Source organism: Blautia sp. MSJ-9 (genome assembly GCF_018919065.1).
GTDB lineage: Bacteria > Bacillota > Clostridia > Lachnospirales > Lachnospiraceae > Blautia_A.
In genome coordinates, this window is sequence record NZ_JAHLQG010000014.1 from 1 (window position 1) to 20,403 (window position 20,403).

The following is a 20,403-nucleotide window of genomic DNA, read 5'->3' on the forward strand; positions in this document are numbered from 1 at the left end:
CTACGCCCACTGCAAATGCACCTGAAAACAAAAATATTTCCTGCCTGTTGGCTGGCTATGGGACTGCCGGGCTGTTACTGCTCACTTCGTTCACAGTAATGCGCCTTGCAACGACAGGCTATGCAGATGAGATTTCCTCACAGAACATTTTGCAGGATGGTAACGCATGAACCGGGACTGGTGAATAGTTGCAATTTTTCTAAATTTTTTATGGTAAGTTATATTTTGGCGTGATAGAATGAGAATTGTATTTATTATAGAAGGAACTTATTACAAAAAGAATTTATAAAATGAATTTTTATAGAAAGGATTTCTTATTCATATGATTAAATTGATTGCTTCAGATATAGATGGAACTTTGGTAAAGGATGGGACTCTGGCTATTGACAGAGAGTATATGGAGGTTATCGGAAGGCTGATTGATAAGGGGATTATGTTTGTAGCATGCTCCGGACGGCAGTACAGAAGTGAGAGAAAGCTGTTTGCCCCTGTCGCAGACAGACTGTTTTACATTACCGACGGTGGTACTGTCGTAAGAACTCCGAAGGAGATTCTGAAAGTAGATACTATGCCTGATGAAATATGGAAAGGAATGCTTTCTATGGTTCATGAGAGTCTGCCTTCCTGCGATTACTATATTGCCACACCTGACCGTGGCTTTGCAGAGGATGGCGGCAGCCGTATGTTTCACTGGCTGAGAGATTCTTACGGATATGATATCCAGGAAATTTCTGATCCCCGTATCCTTGAGGATCAGCAAATCATCAAATTCTCTGTCTATCATCCAAATGCCTGTGAAGAATTATGTGCTCCTGTATTTACCCCTGCATGGAAAGATAAAGTCACTCTAGTCTCTGCCGGTAAGGAATGGATGGATGCCACACTCCAGGGATCCGGCAAGGGTCCGGCTCTGGATTTTCTGCAGAAATATCTGGGCATTGCACCTGATGAAACCTGTGCTTTCGGAGATAATATCAATGATATTGAAATGCTCCGTGAAGCAGGTTATAGCTACGCAGTCTCCAACTCTCGCCCGGAAGTACAAGCTGCTGCCAAAAATACCTGCCCGCCTTACTGGGAAAATGGAGTTCTGCAGATTTTGAAAACGTTCCTGTAAATAATAAATAGCTTTAAACCTAATGCAGCAAATAAACAAATACTCAGGGTGTATTTGCGAATCCTGCACAATACACCCTTCTTTTCCAGATCTAGTATTTCACCATATTATGGCAATACATTTTCAAGTACTTGCCATTCTTCGCCTTTAATGTTATCAGAATAATTATCCATACAAATACATAGTTCATCTGTAACTGCATCATTACGTACAATACCACCATGCAGACTGTATTTCTCAAGATAAGTTTTTAACACCTTAAACTTCTTTTTTGTATAAATATCTATATCCTGACTATTGCCCCCACGGTCAAAACCGCCTTTTGTTTCAATAATCCATATCTCGTCATTCACAGAAATTATATAATCAGGATAAAACAGCTTTTGTTTATTAGAATTATCCTCATATACAATAGAAAGATACTCGTTACCTTTATCTCCATTTTTGTACCACCATTGTACACTATCGGAATGTTCACAAAATTTTTCAAACTTAACCTCTGGTGTAGACCGAGGTGCAGCTGAAGAAAGATACCCCTGATACACATTTTTTCTATATTCCATTTGCGTTTTTGCATCACAATTATAAGTAAATAAACACGATTGTGGAATATGAAAATCATAATATGATTTAGTCTTTATATCAAAAACTAATTGTGCATTTTCATATGCCATGGCATGGCGCACTAAATTTTGAAGCTTATCAGCATTATTCAATACAAATGCATAAACTTCTCTTGGCTCCAACGCAAGAATTTTTTTACTATATTTAAAATTTTTGTCAAAAAGCTTACGTATAATAGTATTCATATAGGAATATTCCATTCCTATTTCCAAACCTATTTTACTAATTTTTTGATGATAATCCCGTCCATGTTTATGAGTATTCAGTTTTTCAGTAACAGAAATATCATTCAAATCCGAAGCAGAAAAATCAAGAGTAGACGTTTCACCAGAAATAGTATGTTTAATAATATTTTCGCTCATTTCAAACTTTGCTTTTTTAAGCAATACATAATTTTCAGCTTTGTTAGTTCCTATCCCGTATTCCTTTTGAGCATAGGATACAATAGCCTGTAATGCTTTCTGTGGATTACGTGTAGTAGTCACCATTGTTCTTTGCTCTCCTGTAAGCGCAATATTTTTATACTCATTCTTTAAAAATAATGTACTTGCATTCAACGCACCTTTATTAAGTGCTATTTTTACACCTGCCGTAAATTTTTCGTCAAAAGTATAAAGATAGCAGCTGTCGAGTAAATCATCTTTATAATGCTTAGCCTCTGGCATACGGCGAATACGTCCTATCGTTTGTATCTCAAAAGTCTCATCCATACCATCTCTAAGTTTTACAAGAATATATGCTCTTGGACAGTCCCACCCAGTCGCAACAGATTGTTTGATAATAACTGCTGAAGATTTTGCATCTGGCTTATCTATATTCTCTAAGTTTTCATGCCTGTTAGAAAGCCATACTGCAAGCTGACCATTTTCATATGTCATACCCTGTTTTTCCAAATATCTCTCAACTTCATCCTGTAAAAGTTCTGATTTATTTGGAATTTGAATTATAATCAACGGATTTATATTTATCTCACGTTCTAAAAATGCTGCATGCAAATCTCTTTGTTTTTGCAGTGCTCTTTCCAATAAAAACGCTGTCTGATTTTCCGTTTCTATCTTTTGTGAAAAATCCTGATTGATAACAAGCATCTTTTTAATGAGCCCTTCCGAAATGACCTTTTCTTCTGGAACTTCAATTATTTCCGCTTTTGCGATTCCTTTCGGAGTAGCTGAACAGCGAATAATTTTATTTGTATGAAAATATTGTATAATTTCATCCGCTTTTATAGTATTATTCTGATGACTCTCGTCAACTATGATAATGAAATGCAACCCATCATTCAAAGCATGCTGAATATGCTCTAAAAAATTGGTTCTTTCACTATCCTTAAGAGCCGTATTTCCTTTCTTTGTAAGCTTTTCCCAATTTATAAAACAGTTGTCATTTTCTTTAAATCCATCTGTCATTACATCCGAAAGCAATTTTGTTTGTGAATCATGAATGTATTTATCCATTTTTGCCTTACTTTGTTCTGCAAGGTTTCCTTTACCCGGTGTAAGCCATACAAAAATATTTTTTGAAAAAGACTGTATATATTGATGCATAAAATATGTCAAAATAATTGTTTTTCCACTGCCCGTAGGACTCTTTAGAATAATGTCACGTGTCAGAGTATCCATTGCATTAAACAATGATTTTACAGCCTCCAATTGAAAATTTTTTAACTTCATAATTCTATACTCTTCCCTTCATTAGTATTTAATCGAACCATTCGATTATGAACAAGCAGTGGAATATCTCACGTATTTACTCAAGCAAAAACTCTTCTTCACTCAATACTCCTGCAAATCACTATAATAATACTCAGGAACAATATTGATTTCAATATCATTTATACGCAATTTCTTTTCCTGTTCTTCATCAGGTAAAATATCATACCCCATATATAGTTTCTGACATTTTTTTACTTTTTCCACATCTGCAATAAATTCATTAAATTCATCTTCTGTCAGTGTAATAGCAATTTTATCACTGTCCGTAAAATTCACACCATTTTCAAGTTCCACTAACTCACGGATATGATTTAACAATTCATCTGTATATTCATAATACATGCGTTCACCAGTAGGAATATACTCTACTTTATAATATTTAAGACTCTCATTGTAGCCTTCTGAATCTATCACTCGCTTAATACGTTTATATGTTACATCACGGCAAATATTATTTTCATTATTTGTACATAGAATAAATTTACGATTCCCACCATCTTCTGCATTCAATTTCATAACAGAGTGTCCTGTTGTTCCAGATCCGGCAAAAAAGTCAAGTATTGTAGTTCTTTTACCAGAACCAATTTTTATAATCCTGCTTATGAGTTCTAACGGTTTGGGAAAATCAAATTTTCCTTTTCCCAGTATCATCTGTACTTCTTTTGTTCCTTTTTGAGAAATAAATTCTTTATCATCCCATACAGTCTTTGCCGTTTGTGTAAGCTTACGTTCTTTTTGGAAAATTCGTATTTCACCATCTCGTCCACGATAAGCAGTAAGTTCATCTATTCTTTTGGCTGCTGTATCTTTTCCCCATCGCCATACACTTTCCAAATCATTTATCGTACTCGCCCACACTTCAATATAACCATCTTTAGGCTCTGTTGAAACCAAGCATAATCCCTCTTCATCTGGATGCTCAATATCAACATAAAATGGGTAACGTAAGTTAGGACGATTAGACGAATTAAAAGCCTGAACATTACGATTTCTCAAACCCTTTAAATTAAATCCTCCGATTTCATCTCTATATCGATATTTTGCGCCATCAACTTCAATTTCATTAAGCTGAACTAAATTTATATCATTTGCATATACAAGAATATATTCATGAGTTTTCGCAAATGCACCATAGCGGCGTCCTTCAGGTTTAACAACAACCACTATAGTTGAAATATAATTATCTATGCCAAAAATCTCATCACAAATTAATTTTAATGGATATAATTCATTATCATCAATAGAAATAAAAATCACGCCATTTTTCGAAAGAAGTTTTTTAGATAATTTCAACCGGGTATAAAGTAAAGAGGACCACTTTGAATGCTGAAATGTGTCATTTTTGTCTATTTGATTATCTGAATATACAAATCCTTCACTTAATGTATTATAAGGCGGATCTATATAAATCAGATCTATCGCCTCTTTATGTGTTTTTTCAAGTAATTTCAATGCAGCAAGATTATCACCCTCAATAATAGAATTCACTTCACCTCCCCTGCCTATAAATAACCCCTTTTCTTCTGTAAGTACTGGTGTATAAATATTAAGTACCTCATCTATTTCCTCACGATGTTCTTCAAATACAAGACCATACTTTTTACCATTCACTTCTTTCTCAAGTTCAGAAAGATACGACAACAGATTCCCCGTATTTTCATCCTGCGGTACAGATGAGATAAATGTACGTATTTCTTTAATTTTATTTAACAAACTTTCTCTTTTTTGCTTTGTAATATTCCCTGTTCTATTTTCATCAACCCCAGCTTTTGCTTCTTCTTCAGATACAGCACTTCCCTTTCTATTTTCCAAAACAGAATCTATCAGATCATACACTCCTGATTCTTTCCAAAATTCTGTAACTCCCAATACATCAAGTGTTTTATCTTTAATTTCATCTATAACTGGTTCACACACACATGAGATAATAAATACTAAGATTTTTATTGCAATCAACCATTTACTTTTTTTAATCTTATCCCATTCAATTTTTGGAAAAAAATGCTTTTCACTGATAATTTCCGTAATTTCCTCATTAATATCTTCCTGAGTGATTTCACCGCTTTCATATAAATCTTCAACATTATCTACGGTAAAATCATTTTGAAATATATCTGCTAAATTACATTGAGTAAGAGCATCCATAATATTTGCAATTTCAGAAAAATCCAGCCCCGCGATTGCATTCATAACAGCTGAATTTGTCTGCAATCCTGATATAATTCCTTTTATATTCATATTCTCAAAAGTTTTCACCAATTCCAAATTTGGAGCATATATGCTATTTATTATATTAACTGAATCTACAATTGGAGCAACATTTTTTCTATATTCCTCAATTGCCTCAACAGCACCATCCATAGACACATTTGATTCCACAAATATTTTTTGCAATTCTCCTACTGCCGCCAATGCACCTGTTGTTCCCATATTTCTTGCAAGATTATTCAAAAAATCAAACGAATTATCATTTATACTCATCACATTCTCCTCATTACATTTTCCTGCTATGATAACAAACTTTATTTTTCCAAGAGTCTTCCCTTCTTTTCACTGTATACCGACTTATAACGAACAATTTCATCATTTTAATATTGTATCAAAATCACCCCCGTTTGCAAGTAAAAAAATATTTCCTTTATTAACTCCTGCCAAAAAACAGCGCAGAAACATCTTTGATTTCGCGTGCATTTGCAGGGGGCTTAGAACTTCTTAGCTGGTAAAAATATGCGTTATAAGAAAAATGACCCACTGTCTGAGCCGCAAAATGCGGCGAGTTTGGGTCATTTTTCTTATGGTTTTAGCATATTTTTAGCAGCTTAGAAGTTCTTAGGCTCCGAAACCGCACGCGAAATCAAAGATGTTTCTGCGCGTCCCTTTTTCAAATACTTAAGCTTCTTTTACTGCATCTTTCATAGATTTCACATACTCTTTCACATACGGCACACAATCAACTCCATGTGCTGCACATAATTTCACAATTGCAGATCCTACAATTGCACCGTCAGACTGTGCTGCCATCTTCTTCGCCTGTTCCGGTGTGGAGATTCCGAATCCTACTGCGCAAGGAATGTCTTTTGCAGCTTTTACCAGTTTCACCATTGCGCCGATGTCTGTCGTAATGTTGGTTCTGGTTCCTGTAACGCCGAGGGATGATACGCAGTATACAAACCCTTCTGCTTCTTTTGCGATCTGTGCGATTCTCTCATGAGAAGTCGGTGCGATCAGGGAGATCAGATCGATGCCGTATTTCTTGCATACAGTATCAAACTCTTCTTTTTCTTCAAACGGTACATCCGGCAGGATCAGGCCGTTCATTCCAATTTCTGCGGCTGTTTTGATGAAGCGTTCTGTTCCATAAGAAAATACTACGTTTGCGTAGGTCATAAATACCATAGGAATGAAACTGTTCTTTCTGATCTTTACTACCATGTCAAATACTTTATCTGTCGTTACGCCACCGGAGAGGGCTCTTACATTTGCTCCCTGGATCACCGGACCTTCTGCTGTCGGGTCGGAGAATGGGATTCCAAGTTCAATCAGGTCTGCACCTGCTTCCTCCATTGCGTATACAAGCTGTTCTGTCACCTCCAGAGACGGGTCTCCGCAGGTGATAAACGGGATAAATGCCTTACCTTTTTCAAATGCTTCTGCGATTTTCTTATTCATGGATATCCTCCCCTCTGTAACGTGCGATTGCTGCGCAGTCTTTATCTCCACGTCCGGAGATTGTGATGACTACGATCTGGTCTTTGCTCATCTGTGGAACAATCTTCTTTGCGTAAGCTACTGCATGAGCGCTCTCGATTGCAGGGATGATTCCCTCTGTTCTGGAGAGGTATTCAAATGCTTCTACTGCTTCTTCGTCTGTGACTGGTACATATTCAGCACGTCCTGTGTCATAGAGATGTGCATGTTCCGGTCCGATTCCCGGGTAGTCCAGACCTGCGGAAATGGAGTATACCGGTGCGATCTGGCCGTATTCGTCCTGGCAGAAGTAGGATTTCATTCCGTGGAAGATTCCCAGTTTGCCGGTTGCGATGGTTGCTGCTGTCTCTGCTGTGTTTACACCGCGGCCTGCTGCCTCGCATCCGATCAGACGGACGTCTTTGTCATTGATGAAGTTGTAGAATGTTCCGATTGCATTGGAGCCGCCGCCTACACATGCGAGAACTGCATCCGGAAGTCTGCCCTCTTTCTCAAGGATCTGTTCTTTGATTTCTTTGGAAATGACTGCCTGGAAATCACGGACAATTGTCGGGAATGGGTGCGGGCCCATTACGGAGCCGAGTACATAATGAGTATCGGAAATACGATTTGTCCACTCTCTCATTGTCTCGGAAACAGCATCTTTCAGTGTTGCTGTACCGGAGGTAACTGCGTTAACCTTTGCTCCGAGAAGGCGCATTCTGTATACGTTTAATGCCTGACGTTCTGTGTCTTCTTTTCCCATGAAGATTTCACATTCCATACCCATGAGAGCTGCTGCTGTTGCTGTGGCTACACCGTGCTGTCCTGCACCTGTTTCTGCGATGACACGGGTTTTACCCATTTTCTTGGCAAGGAGTACCTGGCCAAGTACGTTGTTGATCTTGTGGGCGCCTGTGTGGTTTAAATCTTCTCTCTTTAAGTATACTTTTGCGCCGCCAAGGTCTTCTGTCATGTGGGATGCAAAGTAGAGACGGGATGGTCTTCCTGCATATTCGTTCAGAAGCTCTGTGAGTTCTGCATTAAATTCTGGATCATCTTTGTAGTGGTTGTAGGCTTCTTCCAGTTCGATGACAGCATTCATTAATGTTTCCGGTATGTACTGTCCTCCGTGGATGCCGAATCTTCCTTTTGACATCTGTGTATCCTCCTTGTATATCTAATTATGGTAATAATAAAATCCAGTTTCTATTGTTTTTCAAATCTATATAGGATTCTTCTAATTTCTTACTTCCTATTACTTTTTATAATTGAAGCAGAATACTTTCTTAATTTACTCAAAGCAGAACATTTATCTGGCTTTATCTAAGCTTTTTGCATTCTGTTCTATATCTTATTATTTTTATACACCAGATTCACTGCTTCCAGTATTTTCTGTCTGTCCTTTACACCCTCTGTCTCTACGCTGCTGCTTAAATCTACCGCATAAGGACGGATCATATGAACTGCCTGTTCAAGGTTCTCAGGGCCGAGGCCTCCTGCAAGGAAAAATAGTCTGGTTATCTCCGGGATCAGGGACCAGTTAAAGGTCTTACCGGTTCCGCCGCCTCCCTGATCCAGCAGGATGTAATCTGCAGGGCTTTGCAATGCCTGTTCGATATCCTGAGCTGTTTTTATGGAAAAGGCTTTGATGACCTGGTGTCCGGTGCTTTTCTGGATCCTTCGGATGTAGTCATCATCTTCCTGTCCGTGGAACTGCGCGATCTGGATGGTTCCGTCAAGAAGCAGTTCCTCTACCCTTTCCGGGGAAGCGTTTACAAAAACACCTACCGGGATAATGTCCGGGTGCAGGTTTGCGATAAGAGTTCTTACCTGATCACCTGTGACATTTCTGGTGCTTTTGGGAAATTCTATGATAAATCCGCAGTAGTCTGGTTTTGCCTCGTTTACATATGTAATGTCTTCCGGACGTTTCAGACCGCAGATTTTAATTTTTGTTCTTTGCTGTTGTTCTTTATTCATATCAATTCCTCTACAGATGATACTCAAATTGAAAGTTTTCAACCATTCTGAATTTGCTGATAAACTTTTAATTGAATCAGCTTGCAAATGTTCACTTAACTTATAATATAGTTTCAGCAAATCAGAAAGCTACTTATTTCAATTATTCATGAGCAATATGCTGTAGTAAATATTACCGTTTTAATGTAATGGACTGCCATTCAGACTTTCCAGCGCTGCTTTCTTATCCGGGCTTCGCATAAGTGTTTCACCAATCAGTACGGCATCTACCTGATTTTCATAAAGAAGTTTGATATCGTCCGGGGTACGGATTCCGCTTTCAGAGACAAAGACTACATTGTCCGGTGCCATTTTTCTCAGGCGAATACTGTTGTTCATATCTACCTGGAATGTTCTGAGGTCGCGGTTGTTTACTCCGACAATCTCTACCCCCAGATTTAAGGCTCTGTCTACTTCGTACTCATCATGTGCTTCTACCAGCGCATCCAGTCCCAGCTCTTTTGCAAGCTGTCTGTAGGCTCTCAGTGCACCGTCATCGAGGATTGCGCAGATAAGAAGTACTGCAGATGCTCCCAGGGACTTTGCCTGGTAGATCATATATTCATCTACTGTGAAATCCTTTCTGAGCACCGGAATCTGTACGGTAGCTGCGATTTCTTTCAGGTACTGGTCGGATCCCTGGAAATAGAAAGGTTCTGTGAGGCAGGAGATTGCGCTTGCACCTGCCTGTTCATATTCCTGCGCGATCGCCAGATATGGAAAATCCGGTGCGATCAGACCCTTGGACGGGGACGCTTTCTTTACTTCGCAGATATAGGACATGCCATCCTTCTGCAGTGCCTGCAGGAATGTCATTTTCTGTGATGCGGTTTTGTTGATCTCCTGGATTCTGTTCTCCAGTTCGGATATGGAAACCTGTGCTTTTTCTTTTGCGATCCGTTCAGTTGTTCTGGCTGCGATTTCTTCTAATATATTCTTCATAAGCTTTATGATTATTCTTTCATATTCTTTGTTTCGCTGTTACTTTTTATTTATGACCTCTATCATCACATTATTTTTCACTATGTATTCCCAACGTTTCTATCTATAAATACAAGTCAATAATGTAATAAATAATATCAGGAAGTTCACCAGAGTTATTTATTTGTCTCTTCCACAAATTCTTCCAGTTTCTTCAGTGCCGCTCCGCTGTCGATAAGGGATTCCGCAAGTTTCACACCTTCTTCTATGGAAGCTGCTTTTCCTGCGATATAAAGTGCTGCACCTGCATTTAAGCAGACTGCCTGACGCTTCGGTCCTCTTTCTTCGCCTTTTAAAATTGCTTTGGTAATCTCTGCATTCTCTGCAGGAGTGCCGCCTGTGAGAGCGCCTTTCTCGCATTTCTCATAACCAAACTGCTCCGGTGTGATCTCGTAGGATGTGAATTTGCCATCCTTGATCTCGCATACAGATGTCGGTGCACACATGGAAATCTCATCCAGGCTGTCCTGTCCGTAAACAACCATTCCTCTGTTTACACCAAGGTTTGCCATTACCTGTGCAAGTGGCTCTACCAGTGCCTGATCATAAACGCCCATCAGTTCCATGTTTGCGCCTGCCGGGTTGCTTAACGGTCCAAGAATGTTAAATACGGTTCGGATACTCAGTTCTTTTCGGATCGGTGCTACGTATTTCATGGCGATGTGGTAGTTCTGTGCAAATAAGAAGCAGATGTTGATCTTCTTCAGAATCTCTGCACTGCGTTCCGGTGTTAATGTGATCTTGACGCCAAGTTCTTCCAGAACATCTGCTGCACCTGATTTGGAGGATGCTGCTCTGTTTCCGTGTTTGGCAACCGGAACACCGCCTGCTGCGATCACCAGGGAAGAAGTGGTGGAAATGTTAAAGGAGTTTGATCCATCTCCGCCTGTACCTACGATTTCCAGAACATCCATGTCGTGGAGAAGTTTGATACAGTGTGCTCTCATGCCTGCTGCAGAAGCTGTGATCTCGTCAATGGTCTCTCCTTTTAAGGATAAAGCTGTAAGATAGGCGGACATCTGTACAGGTGTTGCCTGACCGCTCATGATCTCGTCCATTACAGTTTCTGCTTCTGTGTATGTTAAGTCCTGTTTCTTTGATAATTTGATAATGGCTTCTTTAATCATTTCTTACTACCTCCATGAAATTCTCTATCATCACTCTGCCGTCCGGTGTCATTACAGATTCAGGATGAAACTGTACTCCGAAGACAGGATATTTCGTATGTTCCACTGCCATGACCTCGCCGTCCTCTGACTCTGCAGTCACTTTCAGTTCCTCCGGCAGAGTATCTTTCAATGCTGCCAGAGAATGATATCTGGCTGCTGCAAAAGTATCCGGCAGTCCTTTGAAAAGCTGGCTTTCACATGTTTTGTACATCAGTTTTTTCTTTCCATGCATCAGTTCTTTTGCATAAGATACAGTTCCGCCAAAGGCTTCGCAGATAGACTGATGTCCCAGACATACACCAAGGATTGGGATCTTTCCTACAAATTCTTTGATGACCGGGATGCAGATGCCTGCGTCTTCCGGACGTCCCGGACCAGGGGATAAAATGATGGCTTCCGGTTTCATCTCTGCGATTTCTTCCAGTGTACACTCATCGTTTCTCACTACCTTGATGTCCGGCTCTACTGCTCCGATGAGCTGATATAAGTTATAGGAAAAGCTGTCATAATTATCGATCAGTAATATCATTCTAATCCCTCCTGTGCCTGTTTAATTGCCTGTACCACGGCTCTTGCCTTGTTGCAGCATTCCTGGAATTCTTTTTCCGGAACACTGTCTGCCACGATTCCGGCTCCGGAGCGGATACAGATTTCTCCATTCTTTTTGTAGACCAGTCGGATGGCAATGCAGGTATCCAGGTTTCCTGCGAAATCCAGATAACCGATGGCGCCACCGTAGATTCCTCGTTTGCTCTGTTCCAGTTCTTCGATGATCTGGCAGGCTCTGAATTTCGGTGCTCCGGAAAGGGTTCCTGCCGGAAGTATGGAGTCTACTGCGTCTACCGCATCTTTATCATCCCGGATGATTCCTGTTACTGTAGAGCCCAGATGCATAACATGGGAAAAACGTTCTACGCAGAGGTATTTCTCTACTTTTACGGTTCCGATCTTGCTGATCTTTCCGATATCATTTCTGCCAAGATCCACCAGCATGTTGTGCTCTGCCAGTTCTTTCTCGTCTTTGAGAAGTCCCTCTTCAAGAGCTTTATCCTCTTCTCTTGTCTTTCCTCTTGGTCTGGTTCCTGCCAAAGGGAAAGTACTCAAAGTGCCTTTCTCCAGTTTCGCAAGTGTTTCAGGTGAAGCACCTGCAAGTTCGATGTCATCACTGGAGAAGTAGAACATATACGGTGACGGGTTCGTTGCACGGAGAACACGATAAGTATCGAACAGGCTTCCTGTTGCTTTTGCACGCATCGGATTAGAAAGTACTACCTGGAAAATATCGCCCTCTTTGATGTAGTGTTTGGCTTTCTCCACCATGTCTGCGTATTTTTCTTTCGGGAACTTCGGCTGGATCTCGGACTGAAGTTTCAGTGGTTCGAATTCCATGTGCTCCCCGTTTCGGATGAGCTGTGCCATTTCCTCTAATTTCTTTACCGCTGCTTCGTAGGATGCTTCCAGGTCATCTGTCATTACGCCGGTGATCAGGAGGACTTTCTGTTTGAAGTGGTCAAATACAATGACCTGGTCGAAAAGCATTAAGTCCATATCGCGGAAGTCCTGCTGTTCTTTGTCCTCAAGTTTCAGTTTTGGTTCGCTGTATTTGATGTAATCGTAGGAGAAATATCCTACCAGTCCGCCGGTGAATGGCGGCATATTTTCCATTACAGGAGTTTTGTATTCCCGGATGATCTTGCGGAGGGTATCGCCGGGATGTTTCACCTGCTTTACAGTTTCTTCGGCATTTCCCTCAGCATCTGTTTTACGGATCTTCAGGGTACCATCTGTGCAGGTGATCTCCATGGATGGTTCATATCCCAGGAAAGAATATCTGCCCCATACCTCTGTCTGGCTGGCGCTTTCCAGCAGGTAGCAGTGGCGGCTGGCTTTTCGCAGGATGCGCATTACTTCTACCGGTGTGTATCTGTCTGCGTAGAGTTCTCTGCACAAAGGAATGCGACGGTATTCTTTTGTCTGTGCAAGCTGTTTGATGGTTTCTAATGTTGGATACATGGGAACACCTCCTGTGGTTGATTGGTTTCTGTCCGGAGGAATAGAAAACGCCCGTCCACGACAGAATTTATGTTTCTGTCAAGGACGAGCGTATATATTTCACCCGCGGTGCCACCTTGATTTACGGTATGATCCGTACTCTTTGCGAAATACCTTCATATTTCCGGCAACTGACGTATGCCCCACGTCGCAAGATACTAAGCTGGTTCTTATTGCTTTTCACTGCGCCCTCAGCGGCCCATTTGGCAGACTGCATTTCCACCCGGCTCTCACCTACCCGGATTCTCTGTGCGCGCATGACTGCTTTGACTTCCGCTTCATCGGTTTAGTCTGTTAAATTTATAAAAAATTTACCACTGCTAACTTCATTTGTCAACCCCTAAATTTGAAATTGTTATATATTTTTATTATTTTGATAGGAAATATATAAAATTAGTATTTTTCGGCAGAAACAGATAACTTACTTAGTGAAAAAAGAAAGCGTGAAATCCACCATTTATGAATCTCACGCTTTCTGCCTGTTTTATTTATGCCCGGATATCAGATAATTTTATCTTTTATTTCTTCTGTGCTTCTTTTTTCTTAATATCAAGAATTTCTTCAGCAATCTCTACTTCGGATTTCTCATCCGGTGGAAGTACGATATTCAGGACGATTGCAAACAATGCTGCAGGCACGATTCCGGAGCCGCCGAAGATCAGTGTGATTGCCTGTGGAAGATGTGCAAGTACTGCGGAGTTTGCGCCAAGTCCATATCCAAGACCAAGTGCAACAGAAACGATGGTTACATTTCTTGGTGTTACCGGCCACTTGGTGATCAGCTGGATACCACTAACTACGATGGATGAGAACATCATAACCGCTGCACCGCCAAGTACGCTCTGCGGCATAATGGAGATCAGCGCTGCAAGTTTCGGGAACAGACCGCATGCGATCAAGAAGATACCACCTGTTGCGATGGAGAAGCGGTTTACGACTTTATTCATGGCAACAAGGCCTACATTCTGGCTGAATGATGTATTTGGAAGTACGCCAAATACTGCTGCCAGTGAAGATCCAAGACCGTCACACATAACACCGCCTGAAAGTTCTTTGTCTGTAGCTTCTCTTCCAAGTCCACCCTCTGTGATACCGGAGATATCACCAACTGTCTCAACAGCTGTTACTACGAACATGATACAGATCGGGACGATAGCTTTTGCGTCAAATGCCCATTTGACAGGCATGATCTTTGGTACTGCAAACCAGGATGCGCTTGCTACTTTATCCCAGTTTAATACCCATGACTTGGTTGCTTCTACAGTTGCACCTGCATCGTCTACATAGGTAAATGTGGTCGGCAGAACTGCTGCCATGATGCTTACCAGTACATAACCTACGATAATACCGATCAGGATAGATGCAAAGCTTGTGAATCCTTTGGTTCCGTGTTTCAGCGCAACGATCACGATCAGAACCACAAGACCTACGAAAAGGTTCTCAAGTGAACCATAGTCTTTAGAGGAGCTTCCACCTCCAAAAGAGCCAATACCAACTGAGATCAGTGAAAGACCGATTGAAAGTACAACGGTTCCTGTTACAACAGATGGGAAAAATTTTCTCAATGGTTTGAGGAAGCTTCCCAGCACTGTCTCAAAAAGACCGCCGATAAAGGATGCTGCCATGATGGCGCCATAGGCTACTACGCCGTTTCCCATGACTCCGGCAACGCTCTGACATACGCCAATGAAACCGGAACTGGTACCCATAACGATCGGGAGTTTACCGCCGACCGGTCCGATGGTAAATACCTGAACTAAAGTTACGATACCTGCGATGAGCATGGCATTCTGCAGAAGTGCCACCTGTAATTCTCCGCCAGGTTCGATCCCGCAGGCTGCTGTGATGATCAGAAGAGGCGTAAGGTTTCCCACAAACATGGCCAGTACATGCTGCAGACCAAGTGGGATTGCCAGTTTCAGAGGCGGCCTTCCGTCGAGATCATAAGGTGTTACTGTGTTTTTCTCTTGTTTCTCCATTCCTTTCCCTCTCTTTCGTGGATGTTAAGGCGTTTTCCGGCAAGAGGCTTTTTCATGCTATAAAAAAAGATAGCTATCCCCCTGAGAATAACTACCTTGTTATCATCTCACTGCACTATTAATATAACCCTTGCTTTTACCCTTTAGTATTATAAAGGATTTGAGAAATTATGGCAATAGGTACGCAAAAATTTATGTATTAATATCAAAATATCGTTACTGTTCACTCCGTTCTCAGTAACGTAGCCAAAATTCATTCCAGATTGCCTACGGCAATGGAATTTTGGCTTGTATGTCTCGGGATTTTGGCATGAATATGCCAAAACACCTCGCGGAATAGTGATATGTGAACAGTAACAAAATATCAATAGACTTCACATCCAGACTTACTGTTTTCATGCACTACAGTGCCATATTTTTTTCTACCGCCTGCATTCTGTTTTCAAGATTTGCAACATGTTCTATCAGGTAACTGGTTTGTACTGTATTTACATGATTATTATGTGCTGCTTCTACGGCTTCATTAAATTTCTTTACCAGATAACCATGATTTTCCGCTAAGATTGAAATATTCCTATCAGTTACATTTTCAAGATGAAGTTTAACACCGTTTACTTCTTCTTTTAAATCACAAATATCTTTCTGTAACGGTTCAATAGCTTTCTGAACGGTAATTTCTACCGTTTCCTTCACCGTAGTTTCCATCATTTCCTTTAACATTTGCATGTCCTTTTTATCCAACATGTTTCTCACCTCCCGACACACTCGTCTTTTCACTTCTTTTCTGCTGATTATAACAAGTCCTGGATGTGAAGTCTATTAATGTTTTGATTTTCCATATATAACCATTATTAATTTTATGTTTCTTCTTAATAGTACATTTCATAATTCTTCTGTATCATAATTATTTGCAGGGAAATATCATGAAGAAGCAGCTTTTTGAATTGGCTTATTTAGAAATGAAAAAAAGCCCATAAACCCATCCTTCAGGTTTATAGACTTATCTTTCGTAGGTAGTAGCGAGAGGGGGATTCGAACCCTCGACACCACGGGTATGAACCGTGTGCTCTAGCCAACTGAGCTATCTCGCCATTTTCTTTTAAGATATGGAACCTATAGGGCTCGAACCTATGACCCTCTGCTTGTAAGGCAGATGCTCTCCCAGCTGAGCTAAGATTCCATATTTATCTATGACAGATTTCCCTGTCAAGTAGCGAGAGGGGGATTCGAACCCTCGACACCACGGGTATGAACCGTGTGCTCTAGCCAACTGAGCTATCTCGCCATTTTCTTTAAGATATGGAACCTATAGGGCTCGAACCTATGACCCTCTGCTTGTAAGGCAGATGCTCTCCCAGCTGAGCTAAGATTCCATATTTACTGTTTTGTTGAGTGGTTTCTGTTTTTCCCTGTCTCAACTTGCTTTGCTATTATATAATGGATTTTGTCGGATGTCAACACCTTTTTTGAAACTTTTTTAATTTTTTTTATTTTTCTAATTGTTTGTACATTTTAAAATAACTCTGGCCTAAAACTTCCCAAAATACAAGCCAAACAGAGTACCTCTATAACTCGAATCACTTGAACATTCGCAACCCCCCATTGCTTATTGCTTTTTGCAATTGAGGCAGGGAATTTACTTGATTCAGTTAAAACAAACGGCTCATAGTTTCGTTAAAACGAAACCCGGAAGCAGAATTGCTCATGACAACAACTTTGTTTCCGGGTTTCTCTTTCAGGAACTGTCTTTTTTATGGAACTGATTTTTATGCGAGGTCAAAACTTTTATAAGTTCTGCCTCAAGCTCCTTTTACTATATAATTTTTATTTTGTAATCTTTACAGAAGCTTTCTGGCCTTTGCCTTTGAGAATTTTCTGGTATGCACTTAATTTCGCTGCCGGAACTTTGATCACCGCTTTTGCAGAGATTCCCTTGAGTGCAGATGATCCTACCGTTTTCAGTGCATTCGTGCTGATTGTCATGGAAGTCAGTGCTTTGCATCCGTTAAATGCCTGTTTTCCAATTGATGTAACTTTAGACCCAATCTTGACACTCTTCAGTTTGGTGCATCCTGAGAATGCGTTATTACCGATTGCAGTTACCTGGAATGTGTAGCCATTAATCTTCACTGTTGCAGGAACAGTTACACTTGTCAGTGTTTTCTTTGTCGGAGCGTAAACGCTTACTGTTCCGTTTTTATATGCAGATTTGGTCACTTTATATTTCAGACTGCCAACAGTATATACTTTTCCCTTTGCAGGAACTGCAGCAATTTCAAAATTCTGGATTGCTGTGCCAACGTAATTACCTTTACCTGTAATGATTACAGATGCTGTAGAGCCGGCTTTTGTATTATTTGCATAGGAAACTGTGTAGTCTGTTCCCTTTTTCAGTTTCTTTCCATTCAAAGTTACAGTTACAGACGGTGTAATTGCCTTGCCAGCATAGACCTGTGTCTTAACTGTAGAAATCTGTGCAGATGCAATACTATTCAGGGATTCTCCTGCGAACTCATAGTAAGCAGGAATCTCAACTGCTTTTACTTTTTCCTCATTTGACCACCAGTCCACGTAGAATGCATAACGTTTATTTCCATCAATTCCGTCACTCAATCCCTCAAACTCATCCATATTCAAATACCGTGGCATCATTACCACACGCATTTCCTCGCCTTTTTCAACAATACCAAACTGGATTCTTATTTTGTAAATAGAATCCTCTTCAGGCAGGCTGCTGTTAATTGTCACCAGATTTGACGACTCTCCCTGATATGCTTTAACATACTCCCACCATCCATTACCTTCCATTTCTTTCCAGTCATAATTATATGTCGGTAAAAAGCAGTCCTGAGCAACAGGAACCCCTGCCGCCTGTGCCGCTTTTGTATCAAAACGAATAACATTCAGACCTCTGGGATATTCTTCCTCCTCGTACTTATATTTGCCGAGATCCAAAGCCCCACCTACATATAATTTTGCTTCCTGTTTCCCATCATTTCCAAGGAAAATGTCCTGATTATATCCATCTGCAAATTCTGCACTGTTAATTTCTCCAAATTTCAGGTATGCCCCTGGCTGTCCATAAACCACAAGATCAGGATGGAATTCTGCTTTATCAAAGTTCAGATATTCAGATACGATCAGTCTGCCGCCTTCTTTTACAGTTAGTTCCTTACAGTCAAGGCTTTTAACTACTGCATTAACAAGCTGAAGTTTGTCTGCTTTTACATTTGCATTCAGTCTGGCATCCATAAGTTCTGCTTCTCCAGCTCCCGTAAAAGTCATATTATTTGATTTTACAGAAATTCTGAAAAGAGAAAGTTTCTTACCTGCCGGTACATTTACAGATGAAATATTAACCGGAATAAAATCATCTGTATCTGTGCTTTCGTCATGATTGTTAGGACCTTCTACTTTAAGAGCTTTTACCCCATCTGGAACTGTAAGTGTACCACTGATCTTTGCTTTAGCACCAACATGTAAGAAATAATAACCATCTGTATTATTCTTTTTCTGATATGCAGTCATATATCTTTCTGCCAGTGCTGTGCTTGGTACCATTCCTATTCCCTCGCATCCGTCTTCCGGCCATTCACGTCTTCCATACGCTTCAAAAATTTCCTGTGCGGACATTCCTTCGCAGGCCTGGAACATCTCAATTCCAATACTGTTATCTTCATTCGGTCTCCAGGTTTTTCCGTCCATATCCAGCAAATAATCATTGTCCGGTACAGCAACATCAAACCTCTCGATCATTCCCAAAGCATCAACATCTGACATATCAAATTTCGCAGCAACTTTATTCTGTCCGATATCCAGCATTTCCCATTTTTCAAAATCACCCACGTACTGGATACCAATACCATATTGACCAGTCCTGTGCTCTCCGTTTTCTCCGTCAAATTCACCAGTTCCCCAGTCAAATGCCTTATGGAATACCGGAACTTTCTTTTCACTGTATCCTTCCATTTTAATCCATACGACCCAGTCTTCTTCTGTACGTCCGGTATCATTATAAAGATTGTAAAATTCAGAAGTGCCTCTGATATTTACATTTCTGCAATCTTTTCCAAAATGCAGATTCTCTACTCCTGAAATTCCGCCAAGAGTTGCATCCTCATAAAATACAACTGTATCATTTGATCCGCTTCCTTTAATCTCTCCTGATGTATAAAGCTGACGGAATCCAACGGTTCCCTGGCCTTCTTTAATCTCTATGGATTCTTTTTCATTTCCAACACCCCAGAATATAATGTTTCCATTTGGAGTAATGCTTCTGATCTTAACATCCTCTGAATAACCAACAAATACATTCAGTCCTGCCGGAACTACGATGTCTTCTTCTCCATTCAGATCATGAGGTATAACCAGGCAATATCCTGTATTCTCACCCTCTATGCCGTTTAGCGCATTTGAAAGAGTTGTGTCCTCGACCATTTTCATCTCTACTTCCGGTCGGTCTTCGGACTGTAAGCAATTATGATACTGTTCTTCCGTGATATATGCTACTTCATAATTTCCACTGCCCTGTTTCGCTTCCGCTGCATCGGCTAATACATCTGATTCCCCTGAAGTAAACTCATCCATTTCCGGCACTTCATCAGCTCCAAAATCTGATACATCCTCTCCTGATGTCCAGATATCCTCTGATTCTGTCAGCTCTGCCGCTGTCTCTGTTGCTTCTTCTGCCTGTACATCTGCAATCTCACCAGCAGTATCCTCTGCATCTCCTTCTGTGTTCTGCACATCCGCTGTTTCTTCTCCTGAAGAAAATTCTGCGCCCATAACTGCTGAACACTCTGCTGCAGGTGACACGCACAAAAGTGCCGCCAGTAATAAAGCAATCTGTTTCTTCTTCATACTCTTGAACCTCCTTTGTTTTGGATTAATTTATCTGTTCCTCTTTCTGAGCAACTTTCAGAATCCCTTTGGGGGATATCTTTCTGCATAAATTATTCAAATCTCTTCCGCTCAAGTCTGTCCTATACGCTAGCCTCATATTTTCCTATATATGTTCGTATTATACAGTATATTTAGGATATTACGCAATTGTTTTTTGT

General features: G+C 40.5%; 13 protein-coding genes and 4 tRNA genes. 1 reads left to right on the forward strand and 16 read right to left on the reverse strand.

Annotated features, from left to right (window positions below; translation table 11 throughout):
- The first annotated feature begins 322 nt into the window (after positions 1–322).
- Complete coding sequence (locus KQI87_RS03440) at positions 323–1,117, forward strand: Cof-type HAD-IIB family hydrolase (RefSeq protein ID WP_216458932.1); 795 nt, start codon at positions 323–325, stop codon at positions 1,115–1,117.
- Positions 1,118–1,224: 107 nt separating this feature from the next.
- On the opposite strand, the gene KQI87_RS03445 is transcribed toward KQI87_RS03440, so the two are convergent.
- The 16 genes from KQI87_RS03445 to KQI87_RS03520 form a co-directional block, all read right to left on the reverse strand.
- The gene (locus KQI87_RS03445; RefSeq protein ID WP_216458933.1) at positions 1,225–3,411 is read right to left on the reverse strand and encodes a DEAD/DEAH box helicase; all 2,187 of its coding nucleotides are present in this window, start codon (positions 3,409–3,411) and stop codon (positions 1,225–1,227) included.
- Between the two features lie 102 nt (positions 3,412–3,513).
- The gene (locus KQI87_RS03450; RefSeq protein WP_216458934.1) at positions 3,514–5,934 is read right to left on the reverse strand and encodes a site-specific DNA-methyltransferase; all 2,421 of its coding nucleotides are present in this window, start codon (positions 5,932–5,934) and stop codon (positions 3,514–3,516) included.
- A gap of 408 nt (positions 5,935–6,342) precedes the next feature.
- Positions 6,343–7,122 (reverse strand): tryptophan synthase subunit alpha, encoded by a 780-nt coding sequence (gene trpA / locus KQI87_RS03455; protein ID WP_216458935.1) that lies wholly within the window; start codon positions 7,120–7,122, stop codon positions 6,343–6,345.
- Positions 7,115–8,299, reverse strand: a complete 1,185-nt coding sequence (trpB, locus tag KQI87_RS03460) for a tryptophan synthase subunit beta (protein WP_216458936.1) — start codon at positions 8,297–8,299, stop codon at positions 7,115–7,117. Before trpB ends, trpA begins: the two co-directional genes overlap by 8 nt.
- 188 nt (positions 8,300–8,487) lie before the next feature.
- Positions 8,488–9,123, reverse strand: a complete 636-nt coding sequence (locus KQI87_RS03465) for a phosphoribosylanthranilate isomerase (protein WP_216458937.1) — start codon at positions 9,121–9,123, stop codon at positions 8,488–8,490.
- Between the two features lie 180 nt (positions 9,124–9,303).
- Complete coding sequence (gene trpC, locus KQI87_RS03470) at positions 9,304–10,104, reverse strand: indole-3-glycerol phosphate synthase TrpC (RefSeq protein WP_216458938.1); 801 nt, start codon at positions 10,102–10,104, stop codon at positions 9,304–9,306.
- 155 nt (positions 10,105–10,259) lie between these two features.
- Positions 10,260–11,270, reverse strand: coding sequence for an anthranilate phosphoribosyltransferase (gene trpD, locus KQI87_RS03475; protein ID WP_216458939.1), 1,011 nt, complete (start codon positions 11,268–11,270; stop codon positions 10,260–10,262).
- The gene (locus KQI87_RS03480; RefSeq protein WP_216458940.1) at positions 11,263–11,841 is read right to left on the reverse strand and encodes an anthranilate synthase component II; all 579 of its coding nucleotides are present in this window, start codon (positions 11,839–11,841) and stop codon (positions 11,263–11,265) included. Before KQI87_RS03480 ends, trpD begins: the two co-directional genes overlap by 8 nt.
- Positions 11,838–13,325, reverse strand: coding sequence for an anthranilate synthase component I (gene trpE, locus KQI87_RS03485; RefSeq protein ID WP_216458941.1), 1,488 nt, complete (start codon positions 13,323–13,325; stop codon positions 11,838–11,840). The genes KQI87_RS03480 and trpE overlap by 4 nt, the downstream gene beginning before the upstream one ends.
- Before the next feature lie 557 nt (positions 13,326–13,882).
- The gene (locus KQI87_RS03490) at positions 13,883–15,343 is read right to left on the reverse strand and encodes a uracil-xanthine permease family protein (RefSeq protein ID WP_216458942.1); all 1,461 of its coding nucleotides are present in this window, start codon (positions 15,341–15,343) and stop codon (positions 13,883–13,885) included.
- 402 nt (positions 15,344–15,745) lie between these two features.
- Positions 15,746–16,087, reverse strand: coding sequence for a hypothetical protein (locus KQI87_RS03495; RefSeq protein ID WP_216458943.1), 342 nt, complete (start codon positions 16,085–16,087; stop codon positions 15,746–15,748).
- 273 nt (positions 16,088–16,360) lie between these two features.
- Positions 16,361–16,434, reverse strand: a tRNA-Met gene (locus KQI87_RS03500).
- Positions 16,435–16,450: 16 nt separating this feature from the next.
- Positions 16,451–16,523 (reverse strand) — tRNA-Val (locus KQI87_RS03505).
- A 31-nt stretch (positions 16,524–16,554) separates the two neighbouring features.
- A tRNA-Met gene (locus KQI87_RS03510) sits at positions 16,555–16,628 on the reverse strand.
- Between the two features lie 15 nt (positions 16,629–16,643).
- Positions 16,644–16,716: transfer RNA gene (locus tag KQI87_RS03515), tRNA-Val, on the reverse strand.
- A 451-nt stretch (positions 16,717–17,167) separates the two neighbouring features.
- Positions 17,168–20,203, reverse strand: coding sequence for a leucine-rich repeat domain-containing protein (locus KQI87_RS03520; protein ID WP_216458944.1), 3,036 nt, complete (start codon positions 20,201–20,203; stop codon positions 17,168–17,170).
- Between the last annotated feature and the right edge of the window lie 200 nt (positions 20,204–20,403).

Excerpts from the sequence above, each read along its gene's own strand:
- KQI87_RS03440 (WP_216458932.1), top strand. The coding sequence starts at position 323 with ATGATTAAATTGATTGCTTCAGATATAGATGGAACTTTGGTAAAGGAT.
- KQI87_RS03445 (WP_216458933.1), bottom strand. The coding sequence starts at position 3,411 with ATGAAGTTAAAAAATTTTCAATTGGAGGCTGTAAAATCATTGTTTAAT.
- KQI87_RS03450 (WP_216458934.1), bottom strand. The coding sequence starts at position 5,934 with ATGAGTATAAATGATAATTCGTTTGATTTTTTGAATAATCTTGCAAGA.
- trpA (WP_216458935.1), bottom strand. The coding sequence starts at position 7,122 with ATGAATAAGAAAATCGCAGAAGCATTTGAAAAAGGTAAGGCATTTATC.
- trpB (WP_216458936.1), bottom strand. The coding sequence starts at position 8,299 with ATGTCAAAAGGAAGATTCGGCATCCACGGAGGACAGTACATACCGGAA.
- KQI87_RS03465 (WP_216458937.1), bottom strand. The coding sequence starts at position 9,123 with ATGAATAAAGAACAACAGCAAAGAACAAAAATTAAAATCTGCGGTCTG.
- trpC (WP_216458938.1), bottom strand. The coding sequence starts at position 10,104 with ATGAAGAATATATTAGAAGAAATCGCAGCCAGAACAACTGAACGGATC.
- trpD (WP_216458939.1), bottom strand. The coding sequence starts at position 11,270 with ATGATTAAAGAAGCCATTATCAAATTATCAAAGAAACAGGACTTAACA.
- KQI87_RS03480 (WP_216458940.1), bottom strand. The coding sequence starts at position 11,841 with ATGATATTACTGATCGATAATTATGACAGCTTTTCCTATAACTTATAT.
- trpE (WP_216458941.1), bottom strand. The coding sequence starts at position 13,325 with ATGTATCCAACATTAGAAACCATCAAACAGCTTGCACAGACAAAAGAA.
- KQI87_RS03490 (WP_216458942.1), bottom strand. The coding sequence starts at position 15,343 with ATGGAGAAACAAGAGAAAAACACAGTAACACCTTATGATCTCGACGGA.
- KQI87_RS03495 (WP_216458943.1), bottom strand. The coding sequence starts at position 16,087 with ATGTTGGATAAAAAGGACATGCAAATGTTAAAGGAAATGATGGAAACT.
- KQI87_RS03520 (WP_216458944.1), bottom strand. The coding sequence starts at position 20,203 with ATGAAGAAGAAACAGATTGCTTTATTACTGGCGGCACTTTTGTGCGTG.